Raw genomic sequence first — 13398 nt, forward strand, 5'->3', positions numbered from 1 at the left:
CGTTCTCGATTGAGAGCGGCTTTTTTTGTGCGTGCCTATTTATTTTTTGTGTCCCGTCCAAGTCTATATACCATTTTTACTTTTGACTGACTATACGCATAACTTTTGACATTATTTTTCTATTATTGTAATTAAATAACGTCTTAAAACTTGCATTCTTAATAAAGATAGGTATAATTATCAGCCTTAACACCTATAGGCGATTGGCTCAATTGGTAGAGCATCGGTCTCCAAAACCGAGGGTTGTAGGTTCGAGTCCTACATCGCCTGCCATCTTTTTATCAAATCTTTGTTGTAGCCTTTATCCCCAGAGCGAGTCCTTTATGAGCAATAATCAGGATAACCTTGATTCTAAGTTATCTGATGCCAAGGCAGATGCTGGTGGAATGCTAACTAAAGGTCAGCATGTATCAGCTAGCAACAAAACTACTGCTGTTGAAGTTGCTAAAACTGGCTCAGCAAAAGATATGATCTTGTGGCTACTGGCTGCTATACTTTTAATTGGTGCAACCTTAGTAAATCAGTATCTACCAGGCTACTGGCAACCTGCTAATGATGTTTGGGTACGTATTGGTATCATTGTTGTTCTCATTATTAGTGCTTTGGTTTGCTTAGCATTAACCAATCAAGGTAGCGCTTTTAAAACATTATTAAAAGATTCAGCGGTTGAGCTGCGCCGAGTAACTTGGCCAGGCAAAGACGAAACCTTTCAATACACATGGCAAACCATTGTCGTGATTGCGATTGTTGGGTTTTTTATTTGGTTATTAGATAATTTTTTCAATTGGTTTGTAGGCATATTTATCGGTTAAAAGCAGCGTATTAGCAACTTTTAACTTGAGATTAACTTTAACGATTAGGAGCGTCATATGCGTTGGTATATTGTCCAAGCGTTTTCAGGATATGAAAAACAAGTACAACGCTCATTAATCGAGCGTATTAACCGCAGCGACTTTGCTGAAAACTTCGGTGATGTTCTAGTACCCACTGAAGAAGTCGTTGAAATGAAGGACGGCAAGAAGCGTAAAAGTGAGCGTAAGTTTTTTCCAGGATATGTGTTGATCCAAATGGAGATGAACGACAATACTTGGCATATTGTCAAAGAATGCCCACGTATTATGGGTTTTATCGGTGGTACACCTGAGACGCCTGCACCGATCACGCAAGCAGAAGCTGACCGTATTTTAAATCGTTTGAATCAAACTGAAACTACACCGCGTCCTAAAACTCTATTTGAGCCAGGCGAAGAGCTACTAGTTATTGACGGACCTTTTACTGATTTTAAAGGTCTAGTAGAAAAAGTAGATTACGAAAAATCTAAATTACATTTGACCGTAAACGTATTTAACCGACCTACTCAGGTCGAGCTTGAATTTAGTAAAGTTGAGAAGCTAGACTAAATTTTATCAACCGGGGAGCCTCTGTTTTCTAGTGGGTTATTAATTAATATTCTACTCAAAAACTGGCGTTAGTACCCATATAGGAGAAAGTTATGGCTAAGAAGATTGATGGTTACATCAAACTACAAGTGCCCGCAGGTAAAGCAAATCCTTCACCACCAATTGGTCCAGCATTGGGTCAAAAAGGGGTGAATATCATGGCGTTTTGTAAAGAATTCAACGCTGCGACTTCAAATCAAGAGCCGGGACTACCGATTCCAACTGAGATCACTGTATATAGCGATAAATCTTTTACCTTTATCATGAAATCACCACCAGCTGCGTATTTGCTACGTAAGGCTGCTGGTATTGCGAAAGGTTCAGGTACGCCAAACACTGCAAAAGTAGGTAAAGTGGATCGTGCTCAGCTTGAAGAGATCGTAAAAACCAAAGACGCAGACTTAACTGCTGCAGGTCTTGATGCCGCTGTCCGTACTATTGCTGGTACTGCACGTTCAATGGGTATTACCGTGGAGGGTGTATAATGTCAAAGTTAACTAAGCGCCAAAAAGAGATCAATAGTCGTATCGATAATGAAAAGCAGTACACTATTGAAGAAGCGGTACAAATCTTAAATGATCTGCCCCCTCTTAAATTCAAAGAGTCTATCGATATCGCGGTAAATCTAGGCGTTGACCCACGTAAATCTGATCAAGTCGTGCGCGGAGCTACTAATCTTCCTGCAGGTACTGGTAAAACCAAACGCGTTGCCGTATTTGCTCAAGGCGCTGCTGCGGAAGCAGCCAAGGAAGCTGGTGCTGACATCGTTGGTATGGATGACTTAGCTGATCAGATCAAAGCTGGTAACATGGACTTTGATGTGGTTATCGCCGCTCCTGATGCTATGCGTGTTGTTGGTCAGTTAGGTACTATCTTAGGTCCACGTGGCCTGATGCCAAACCCAAAAGTAGGTACAGTAACGCCGAACGTTGCTGAAGCTGTAGCTAATACTAAAGCGGGTCAAGCACAGTATCGTGTGGATAAAGCCGGTATCATTCATACGACAATTGGACAAGTCGGCTTTACAGCAGAGCAAGTTATGCAAAATGCTCAAGCTTTGCTAGCTGATCTAAAGCGTGCTAAGCCTGCAACCTCTAAAGGTATTTTCATCAAGAAAATTACTTTATCTAGTACGATGGGCCCAGGTATCACTATCGATCCTGTTCCTTATCGTATGGCTAAATAAGATTACTGGTTTATTATATAAACCATTTCAAAGAATTTTCAAATTAGGTCAGTGTAGCATTTGCTACGCTGTCTAAGACCGTAGGTAGAGAGCAGTTTGGAGATTATAGAATAGTGATCTTTGAAGCACTATTATACTATCGATAAGCTGCTGTTGTTAATCGATGACCGATGAAAATCCTCATTGTCCTACGCAGACGGTGACCCACCCAGTTGTTGATAAGAGCCGATAGGGTAACCTATTACTTGATGTCATTCTGATAATGGTGCCGTAATTAGTCGTTGTTAGTAGCTTTTATATATATCAAAGCTATTAACAACGTGTCGTATCAAGTCAATATAAGCCAGTTGTTTAAAAGCTTGCAAACTTCGGTTTGAAATGTTTAAACGATGAGCTGATTGATAAGATTAAAGGAGTCAACTTATGGCATTAACGCTAGAGCAAAAACAACAAGTTGTAGCTGAAGTGTCTGAAGTTGCTGCTAATGCTTACTCAGCAGTAGCTGCCGAATATCACGGTATTGGTGTTGCAAAGCTTACTCAGCTGCGCGAACAAGCTCGGGATAAAGGTGTCGTTTTGAAAGTGGTAAAAAATACCCTAGCAAAACGCGCTTTTGAAGGCACTAAGTTTGAGGGCATGTCAGACCGTATGACTGGTCCATTACTTTTGGCTTTTTCTATGGAAGATTTGGGATCTGCCGCTAGAGTCGTTTTTGACTTTAGTAAAGATAACAAAGCTTTAGAAACCAAATTGGTATCAGTTGGTGGTGTGGTTTATGGTCCAGAAGAATTAGAGCGCGTATCGAAGCTACCAACACGCGACGAAGCGATCTCTATCTTGATGGCCACTATGAACGCACCAGTGACCAAGCTTGTTCAAACTATGAACGCTGTTCCTAGTAAGTTTGTTCGCACTGTAGCAGCAGTTAAAGACGCAAAAGAAGCAGCTTAATAGCTTGTTTTAACTTAATTTTGAAGTCGTAGATTGTTAATTATTGCCTGCTTTTATAGGTAGCAAGCAGTTTTACGACATTAAAACTCATTAATTTTTATCAGATAACGGAGAGTACTCATGGCACTATCTAAAGAAGATGTGTTGAACGCAATCAGCGAAATGTCAGTAATGGACATCGTTGAGTTGATTAGCGATATGGAAGAAAAATTCGGCGTAACTGCTGCTGTAGCTGCTGCTGCACCTGCTGCTGCTGCTGAAGGTGGCGCTGCTGCTGAAGAAAAAGACGAGTTTGACGTTATTCTTGCTAGCTTTGGCGAGAAAAAAGTCGGCGTTATCAAGGCCGTACGTGAAGCGACTGGTCTTGGTCTAAAAGAAGCGAAAGATTTGGTTGAAAGTGCTCCAGCACCAATCAAAGAAGGCGCGTCTAAAGATGAAGCTGAAGAGCTAAAGAAAAAGCTTGAAGAAGCTGGCGCTACTGTTGAACTAAAATAAGTTTGATGTAGTACGAAAAAAAGCCAGTAATGCCTTGCATTACTGGCTTTTTTTTATTATAATTACTGGCTTGACCTTTTGTGTCTACCAACGGTCGTATCGCAAGCGGTGGATACTCATCAAAAGGACAGACGATATACATGCACACAAACAAGCCAGTTTTTAAAATTAGTTGATATAAGCTAAACGTCCATAGATGTTTGGCATTTTTTCGTGTCTGCATACTTTCCTATCAACATTGTGGTTTATATTGATTCAACTGCGGTTTATCTCAATCATTTTGTCTCTCATTTATAACGGTTTCGCTGTCAGCATTTGTACTTATAGACAGTGGATATAAGTGACGATAGTATTTTTTCTTATACTTGTTTTCACATTCGGGTTTGTAAATTTGGTAGGTTGCCTATGACTAGTAAATTTTATAAATTTGACAGCTCTTAGAATTTTATTAGACTCAAAAGCATATTTATACTGAGTTATTTTATAATTATTGCTATTAAGTTTTAGAGCTATTGAAATTAGGAACAAAAGCAGTCATATAGCTGGGTCAAAATTGGTTTTTAGTATTTTAGCTTTTAATATTATACATTGCATTGTTTATTCTATACCGTTCACGTCGCTAAGTTTGTGCAGTATTTTCTAGACAGTATTATCTAGTTTAATATTGATGCATTTTAGCTACGCTTTTCATTTGTTTTCACGTCTACTGTAAGGACTCTCGATGGCATATTCTTATACTGAAAAAAAGCGTATTCGCAAAAGTTTTGCTGAATTGCCCACTGTGATGGACATTCCCTATTTGCTGTCTATTCAGGTAGATTCTTATGAGCATTTTTTGCAAGAGCATAAAAAACCAAAAGCTCGTGAGAATACTGGTTTGCAAGCTGCGTTTTCCTCTATTTTCCCAATCGAAAGTCACTCTGGCAATGCTGAGCTGCAATTTGTCGAATATTATTTAGGTACGCCTGAGTTTGATGAGCGTGAGTGTATTCTACGCGGCTCAACCTTTGCAGCCCCAATGCGGGTTAAAATCCGTCTAATTATCAAAGACAAAGATAGCAAAGACAAAGATAGCAAAGCGGCAATTAAAGATATCCGTGAGCAAAGCGTGTATATGGGTGAGATTCCACTCATGACTGACAACGGTACCTTTATTATCAATGGTACCGAGCGCGTTATTGTTTCACAATTGCACCGCTCTCCTGGCGTATTTTTCGATCATGATAAAGGCAAATCACACTCCAGTGGTAAAGTACTTTATAACGCCCGTATCATTCCTTATCGTGGTTCTTGGCTTGACTTTGAATTTGACGCCAAAGATTTAGTATTTGCTCGTATTGACCGTCGCCGTAAACTACTGGCATCTATTATCCTACGTGCTCTAGGCCTTACTACAAGTGAGATCTTAGAAACCTTTTTTGAGAAATCTACCGTTTATAAAGGTGAAGAGCAGTTTGAGATCGATATCATTCCTGATCGCCTGCGCGGTGAGATGGCACAGTTCGATATCGTTTCCCCTGAAGGTGAGGTATTAGTAGAGCAAGGCAAACGTATCAATGCACGCCGTATTCGTCAAATTGAAGAAGCGGGAATGACTCGCATTGCGGTGCCTGATGAGTATCTTTATGAGCGTATTCTAGCCGAAGATATCGTAGTGGGTGATGAAGTTGTCGCTCGTGCCAATACACTAATTGATCATGAGCTATTGGTTAAGCTAAGTGCATTTGAAGCCAGTGATTCTGTTAAAGATTTTACAATTTTATTCACTAATGATATTGATCAAGGTACTTATATTGCTGATACGCTACGTGCTGATAGTACCTCAAGCCGCGAAGAAGCCTTAATTGAGATCTATAAAGTCATGCGTCCAGGCGAGCCGCCTACCGTTGAAACGGCTGAAAAACTGTTTGAGAGTATGTTTTTTAATCCTGATCGTTATGATTTATCAAACGTTGGTCGTATGAAGTTCAACCGTCGTTTGGGTTTGGAGTTTGAGAACAGCGATGATCCAGACGTCCAGCGCGAGCGTAGTGTCTTAACTAATGACGATATTGTAAATGTACTAAAAGAGCTGATTGAGATTCGTAACGGTCGCGGTGATGTTGATGATATCGATCATTTAGGTAACCGCCGTATTCGCTCAGTGGGCGAGATGGCAGAGAACCAGTTCCGTGTCGGCCTTGTGCGTGTTGAGCGTGCGGTTAAAGAGCGCTTATCATCAGCTGAATCTGATAACTTATCGCCGCAAGATTTGATCAACTCCAAACCAGTTGCAGCTGCGGTCAAAGAGTTCTTTGGTTCAAGTCAATTATCCCAGTTTATGGATCAAAATAATCCGTTATCTGAGGTAACACATAAGCGCCGCGTTTCAGCGCTTGGTCCTGGTGGTTTGACCCGTGAGCGTGCTGGTTTTGAGGTTCGTGACGTTCATGATACTCACTATGGCCGCGTATGTCCGATTGAAACCCCTGAGGGTCCAAACATTGGCTTGATCAACTCCTTAGCAACCTTTGCTAAAACCAATAGCTTTGGTTTCTTAGAAACGCCTTATCGCCGTGTGGTTAATGGTAAAGTCACTGATGATATCGAATATCTATCAGCGATTGAAGAGGTGGGTACTGTGATTGCGCAGGCTGATTCGCCTATGAACGACAAAGGTGAGCTTGCTGATGAGATGGTCAGTGTGCGTAGCTATGGGGAATTTGTACGTATGCCTGCTGACAAAGTGACGCATATGGACGTCTCACCAAGTCAGGTAGTATCAGTAGCAGCAGGTCTGATCCCATTCCTAGAACATGACGATGCCAACCGTGCTTTGATGGGCTCGAACATGCAGCGTCAAGCGGTACCAACTCTACGCGCTGATAAGCCGTTAGTAGGTACAGGTATGGAGCGTCATGTAGCGCGTGACTCTGGTGTTTGCGTTATTGCTAAGCGTGGCGGTGTGATCGAAGATGTTGATGCGTCACGTATCGTCGTTCGTGTTAACGAAGATGAGATGCAAGCAGGTGAAGCGGGTATCGATATTTATAACTTGATCAAATATACGCGTTCAAACCAAAACACTTGTATCAACCAGCGCATCATCGTTAACCAAGGCGATGAGATTGCCTTTGGTGATATTCTAGCCGATGGTCCATCAACGGATCTTGGTGAGCTGGCTTTGGGTCAGAACATCCGTATCGCCTTTATGCCATGGAATGGTTATAACTTTGAAGATTCGATTTTACTGTCTGAAAAAGTAGTGAAAGAAGATCGTTTTACTACCATTCATATTCAAGAATTAACTTGTGTGGCGCGTGATACTAAGCTTGGCACAGAAGAGATTACTGCTGATATTCCAAACGTTGGTGAAGCTGCACTGTCAAGTCTTGATGAGGCAGGTATTGTCTATATTGGTGCCGAAGTGGACGCAGGTGACATCTTAGTTGGTAAAGTGACGCCAAAAGGTGAGACGCAGCTAACGCCAGAAGAGAAATTACTACGGGCCATCTTTGGTGAAAAAGCGGCTGATGTTAAGGACACCTCACTGCGTGTACCAACATCAAGTAAAGGCACGGTTATTGACGTACAAGTCTATACCCGTGATGGCGTTGAAAAAGACGCTCGTGCGCGCGCCATTGAAAAATCTCAGCTTGATAGCTACCGTAAAGATTTAAAAGAAGAGCTACGTATTTTTGAAGAGGCAGCACGTGGTCGTATCAGCAATCTACTTGATGGTCAAAAGATCAGCGGCGGTTCGGGACTAAAAGCCGGTACGGTTATGAAAGCCGATGATATGAAAGATATGACTTTAGAGACTCTGCTCGATATCCAGCCTGTTGAAGAAGAAATCTCTGAGCGTTTAACGCAAATTGCAGATTACTTGGTGGACAAGCAAAAAGATATCGATAGCAAGTTTGCTGAGAAAAAGCGTAAATTGACTGCTGGCGATGATTTGCAGCATGGCGTTCAAAAAATCGTTAAAGTTTATTTAGCGGTTAAGCGCCGTATTCAGCCTGGTGATAAAATGGCGGGTCGTCACGGTAATAAAGGTGTGGTTTCACGCATTATGCCGATCGAAGACATGCCTTACGATGAGAACGGTAATACTGTTGACATCGTGTTAAACCCATTGGGTGTGCCATCACGTATGAATATCGGTCAGGTGTTAGAGACGCATTTAGGCATGGCGGCGAAAGGTTTGGGCGAAAAGATCGATGGTATGCTCAAAGCACAAGCGGCTATGAAGGATCTGCGTGATTTCTTAGATCAAATCTATAATAAAGTTGGCGGTGAGCAAGTCGATCTCGATAGCTTATCTGATGACGATATCATGGCATTGGCAAGCAACTTACGTGGCGGCGTGCCTATGGGTACAGCGGTATTTGATGGCGCACATGAGCACCAAGTTAAAGATCTATTAGAGCTTGCAGGTTTAGACCGTGATGGTCAGCAAACTTTATATGATGGTCGTACCGGCCAGAAATTTGATCGCAAGGTGACCGTTGGTTATATGTATATGCTCAAACTCAACCACTTAGTTGACGATAAGATGCATGCACGTTCAACAGGCTCTTATTCATTAGTCACACAGCAGCCACTAGGCGGTAAAGCGCAGTTTGGTGGTCAGAGATTCGGTGAGATGGAAGTGTGGGCATTAGAAGCATATGGCGCAACTTACACCTTGCAAGAGATGTTGACAGTGAAGTCAGATGATGTTGAAGGCCGTACTCGTATGTACAAGAACATCGTTGATGGTGAACAGTACATGGATCCAGGTATGCCTGAATCATTTAACGTACTGACCAAAGAAATCAAATCATTGGGTCTTAATATTGAGCTAAAAGAAACTCACTAAGTTTATATAAGTCCATGCTTGTAGATTTCTCACAAGCATGACTGATTAAACTTAATGAACCACTAAAGGCAGTACGCTGCAGTACATTATTGTGCTGCTGCTTTTAGTCATTTATCTCAACCCTATTCATTGCCTTCATTCGTCTTGTCGACTTATCTATAGGGCAAGATGATTATAAAGATAACGGAGAAGCAACTTGAAAGATTTACTCGATATTATGCAAAGCCCTACCGCTAGCGGTAATCGTGAATTCGATAGTATTCAAATTACCCTAGCATCACCTGATGTAATCAAGTCGTGGTCGCACGGTGAAGTTAAAAAGCCTGAAACCATCAACTATCGTACCTTCAAGCCTGAGCGTGACGGTCTGTTCTGCGCCAAAATCTTTGGTCCGGTAAAAGACTTTGAATGTCTGTGCGGTAAGTATAAACGCCGCAAATTCCAAGGCGTTATTTGTGAAAAATGCGGTGTTGAAGTTACCACTGCTAAAGTGCGCCGTGACCGTATGGGCCATATCGATTTGGCCAGTCCTGTTGCGCATATTTGGTTCTTAAAATCATTACCAAGCCGTATTGGTCTACTTCTTGACATGACTTTGCGTGATATTGAGCGTGTTTTATATTTTGAAAGCTACATCGTTACCGAGCCTGGTCTTACCAGTCTTGAGAAGTATCAATTGCTTGACGATGAAGACTATTATAAAGCGCTTGAAGAGTTTGGTGATGAATTCGTTGCCAAGATGGGTGCTGAGGCGGTACAAGACTTATTAAAAGATATTGATCTTGATATTGAGATTGATGAGCTGCGCGAAGCCATTCCGCAAACTGGTTCTGAGACTAAGCTTAAAAAGATGTCTAAGCGTCTCAAATTATTAGAAGCCTTCCGTGATTCTAATAATAAGCCTGAGTGGATGGTGATGACCATCTTGCCAGTACTACCACCTGATTTGCGCCCACTAGTACCACTAGAAGGTGGCCGTTTTGCGACCTCAGATCTAAACGATCTCTATCGCCGCGTTATTAACCGTAACAACCGTCTAAAGCGTCTGCTTGAGCTAAGCGCTCCTGATATCATCGTACGTAACGAGAAACGTATGCTACAAGAGTCAGTCGATGCGCTACTAGATAACGGTCGCCGTGGCCGTGCGATTACTGGTAGCAACAAGCGTCCTCTTAAGTCTTTAGCAGATATGATTAAAGGTAAGCAAGGTCGATTCCGTCAGAACCTGCTTGGTAAGCGTGTCGATTATTCTGGACGTTCAGTTATCGTTGTCGGTCCAACGCTACGTTTGCATCAGTGCGGTTTACCGAAAAAAATGGCACTTGAGTTATTTAAGCCATTTACTTATGCAAAACTGTTATCGCACGGTATGGCAACCACCATTAAAGCGGCCAAAAAGATGGTCGAGCGTGAAGAGCCACAAGTGTGGGATATGCTAGCGATGGTTATTCGTGAGCATCCTGTGCTGCTTAACCGTGCACCAACCTTGCACCGTTTGGGTTTGCAAGCATTTGAGCCGGTATTGATTGAAGGTAAAGCGATTCAGTTGCATCCGCTGGTTTGTACAGCTTTCAACGCTGACTTCGATGGTGACCAAATGGCAGTACACGTGCCGTTAACCCTAGAAGCACAGCTTGAGTCGCGCGCTTTAATGATGTCAACCAACAATATCTTATCACCAGCAAACGGTGATCCGATTATCGTACCATCACAAGATGTGGTACTTGGTTTGTACTATATCAGCCGCTCATCAGTAAATGCCCAGGGCGAGGGCATGATCTTTGCTACCGTCAATGAAGCACTGCGTGCTATTGGCTCAAATGACCTGCATGTTAATGCCAAGATCAAAGTGCGTGTCACTGAAACCAGTATTGATGAAGATGGCAATCAAACCCAAGCAACCAGTCTCAAGGACACGGTTGCCGGTCGTTTGCTTATTTGGAATATCATGCCTAAAGGTATGGCGTTTGATGAGTGTAACCAAGAGATGACCAAGAAAAATATCTCGCGCTTGATCAACTCTTGCTACCGTAAAATGGGCGTTAAAGACAGCGTTATGTTCGCTGACCAATTGATGTATCTAGGGTTTGCTCAAGCGACATTGTCTGGCGTATCTATTGGCTTAGATGATATGGTCATTCCGCCAAACAAAAAAGACATTATCGAAGTGGCAGAAGCTGAAGTTCGTGAGATTGAAGATCAGTTCGAGCAAGGTTTTGTGACTGCAGGTGAGCGTTATAACAAAGTGGTTGATATCTGGTCACGTACTAACGACAAAGTCGCCAAAGCGATGATGGATAACCTAGCTACTGATAAAGTCATCAATGCTCAGGGCGAGGAAGAAGAGCAAAAATCTTTTAACTCAATCTATATCATGTCAGATTCAGGTGCGCGTGGTAGTGCAGCGCAGATTCGTCAGCTCGCTGGTATGCGTGGATTGATGGCAAAACCGGATGGCTCTATTATCGAGACGCCGATTAAGGCCAACTTCCGTGAAGGCTTGACGGTACTACAGTACTTTATCTCAACGCATGGTGCACGTAAAGGTCTTGCCGATACCGCGCTGAAAACCGCTAACTCAGGTTATTTGACGCGTCGTTTGGTAGACGTGGCACAAGATTTGGTAATCACTAGTGATGATTGTGGTACTGAGCAAGGCTTATTGATGACGCCGCATATTCAAGGTGGCGAGATCATTGAAAAGCTTGGTGATTTAGTACTTGGCCGTGTGACGGCTCGTGATGTCACTTACAACGACGATGATTCAAAGATTTTGGTACCAGCGGGTACTTTGATCGATGAGCATTGGGTTAACGTATTAGACGAAAATGCTATTGATGACATTTGGGTACGCTCAGTCATTACCTGTGATATCGCGCATGGCGTCTGTTCGCAGTGCTATGGCCGAGATCTTGCTCGCGGTCACAAAGTCAATATTGGCGAGTCAGTAGGTGTCATGGCAGCTCAGTCTATCGGTGAGCCAGGTACTCAGCTAACAATGCGTACTTTCCACGTGGGCGGGGCGGCAAGCTCAGCATCAGTAGAGAACAGCATCTCAGTTCGTAACGCGGGTCAAGCACACTTTGAGAATATGAAAACTGTTGAGCATAGTGATGGTCACTTAGTTATCGTCTCGCGTTCAGCTGAGATCGCTTTGACGGATGAATTGGGACGTGAGCGTGAGCGTTATAAAGTGCCTTATGGTTCAAGCGTCTTAGTTAAAGATGGTGATCAAGTTGAAGGTGGTCAGACTATCGCTAAGTGGGATCCGCATACGCATCCCATTATTACTGAATTTGCGGGTACTGCACGCTTTAGTGATATTACCGATGGTATGACAGCTACCGTTAAAGTTGATGATGCAACTGGTATGAGCTCGTTTGAGATTTTGGCGACTCGTGATCGTTCAAGTACGGCAAAAGACTTACGTCCGGCTATTATCTTGAATACGGACGAAGGCAAAGAAGTGGTTTACTTCTTGCCCGCTGAAACCATCATTCGCGTAAGCGATGGCGAAAAAGTAGCCGCAGGTTCGATCCTTGGCCGCGTACCGCAAGCAACCTCAGGTACTAAGGATATTACGGGTGGTCTACCACGGGTAGCTGATTTGTTTGAAGCGCGTCGTCCTAAAGACCATGCGATTATGGCAGAGATGACCGGTGTGGTCAGCTTCGGTAAAGAGACTAAAGGTAAAAACCGTTTTATCATCACCAACGAAGATGGCGAGGTGCATGAAGAGCTGATTCCAAAATGGCGTCAGATCAACGTCTTTGAAAACGAGACAGTAGCCCGCGGTGAAATTATCGCCGATGGTCCGCAAAACCCGCATGATATTTTGCGTCTAAAAGGTCAGACGGCACTAGCAAACTATATCGTTAACGAAGTACAAGACGTCTATCGTTTGCAAGGGGTGAAGATCAACGATAAGCATATTGAAGTTATTATTCGTCAGATGCTACGCAAAGTTGAGATCACTGACGGCGGAGATTCAAATCAGTTCAAAGGTGATCAGGCTGAATATGCTGATATTAAAGCATTGAACGAGAAGCTTATTGAGGAAGATAAATTCCCAGTACAGTTTGAGCGTCAATTGCTTGGTATTACTAAAGCTAGCCTAGCTACAGAAAGCTTTATCTCAGCGGCGTCTTTCCAAGAGACTACTCGTGTACTAACTGCTGCTGCGGTTACTGGTAAGGTTGATGAGCTACGTGGTTTGAAGGAGAACGTGGTTGTTGGCCGCCTGATCCCAGCTGGTACAGGTTTGGCTTATCATAAGTCTCGTAAAGAGAAAACTGAGCAAAAACTGAAAGATAATGATATCAATGCTGCTTTTGATATCACTGCTGACACTGATAGTAAAGACTTTGCAAGCTTTGATGAAGCCTTTGCTCAAGAGCTTAATCAAGATAGCTAGTCTTATTATTTAAATAAGTCATTAATTAAATTAGATGTAAAAAAGCCAGCCGTGTTTGAACTGACCCCCTAAA

The 13398-nt window shown here is 42.8% G+C and carries 8 protein-coding genes and 1 tRNA gene; all 9 read left to right on the plus strand.

What is annotated here, in order from left to right; genetic code table 11:
- Positions 1-197 precede the first annotated feature (197 nt).
- The 9 genes from ACR63N_RS01620 (at position 198) to rpoC (ending at position 13325) form a co-directional block, all read left to right on the plus strand.
- Positions 198-273 (plus strand) — tRNA-Trp (locus ACR63N_RS01620).
- A 50-nt stretch (positions 274-323) separates the two neighbouring features.
- Entirely contained in the window at positions 324-812 is a 489-nt protein-coding gene (secE, locus tag ACR63N_RS01625; RefSeq protein ID WP_367105108.1) for a preprotein translocase subunit SecE, read from the plus strand.
- A gap of 57 nt (positions 813-869) precedes the next feature.
- Positions 870-1400 (plus strand): transcription termination/antitermination protein NusG, encoded by a 531-nt coding sequence (nusG, locus tag ACR63N_RS01630; protein WP_367105109.1) that lies wholly within the window; start codon positions 870-872, stop codon positions 1398-1400.
- 92 nt (positions 1401-1492) lie between these two features.
- Positions 1493-1924 carry a 50S ribosomal protein L11 gene (gene rplK / locus ACR63N_RS01635; protein ID WP_068405081.1) on the plus strand — a complete coding sequence of 144 codons (432 nt, stop codon included), beginning with the start codon at positions 1493-1495 and terminating at the stop codon, positions 1922-1924.
- The gene (rplA, locus tag ACR63N_RS01640; RefSeq protein WP_367105110.1) at positions 1924-2625 is read left to right on the plus strand and encodes a 50S ribosomal protein L1; all 702 of its coding nucleotides are present in this window, start codon (positions 1924-1926) and stop codon (positions 2623-2625) included. The genes rplK and rplA overlap by 1 nt, the downstream gene beginning before the upstream one ends.
- Before the next feature lie 423 nt (positions 2626-3048).
- Entirely contained in the window at positions 3049-3576 is a 528-nt protein-coding gene (rplJ, locus tag ACR63N_RS01645; protein ID WP_367107551.1) for a 50S ribosomal protein L10, read from the plus strand.
- A gap of 120 nt (positions 3577-3696) precedes the next feature.
- Positions 3697-4071 (plus strand): 50S ribosomal protein L7/L12, encoded by a 375-nt coding sequence (gene rplL, locus ACR63N_RS01650; protein ID WP_367105112.1) that lies wholly within the window; start codon positions 3697-3699, stop codon positions 4069-4071.
- Positions 4072-4792: 721 nt separating this feature from the next.
- Entirely contained in the window at positions 4793-8911 is a 4119-nt protein-coding gene (gene rpoB / locus ACR63N_RS01655; RefSeq protein ID WP_367107550.1) for a DNA-directed RNA polymerase subunit beta, read from the plus strand.
- 196 nt (positions 8912-9107) lie between these two features.
- Positions 9108-13325, plus strand: a complete 4218-nt coding sequence (gene rpoC, locus ACR63N_RS01660; protein WP_367107549.1) for a DNA-directed RNA polymerase subunit beta' — start codon at positions 9108-9110, stop codon at positions 13323-13325.
- Positions 13326-13398 lie beyond the last annotated feature (73 nt).

The sequence above is a fragment of the Psychrobacter sp. M4 genome, from assembly GCF_055699795.1.

Coding starts and splice junctions, on each gene's coding strand:
- secE (WP_367105108.1), top strand. CDS start 324: ATGAGCAATAATCAGGATAACCTTGATTCTAAGTTATCTGATGCCAAG.
- nusG (WP_367105109.1), top strand. CDS start 870: ATGCGTTGGTATATTGTCCAAGCGTTTTCAGGATATGAAAAACAAGTA.
- rplK (WP_068405081.1), top strand. CDS start 1,493: ATGGCTAAGAAGATTGATGGTTACATCAAACTACAAGTGCCCGCAGGT.
- rplA (WP_367105110.1), top strand. CDS start 1,924: ATGTCAAAGTTAACTAAGCGCCAAAAAGAGATCAATAGTCGTATCGAT.
- rplJ (WP_367107551.1), top strand. CDS start 3,049: ATGGCATTAACGCTAGAGCAAAAACAACAAGTTGTAGCTGAAGTGTCT.
- rplL (WP_367105112.1), top strand. CDS start 3,697: ATGGCACTATCTAAAGAAGATGTGTTGAACGCAATCAGCGAAATGTCA.
- rpoB (WP_367107550.1), top strand. CDS start 4,793: ATGGCATATTCTTATACTGAAAAAAAGCGTATTCGCAAAAGTTTTGCT.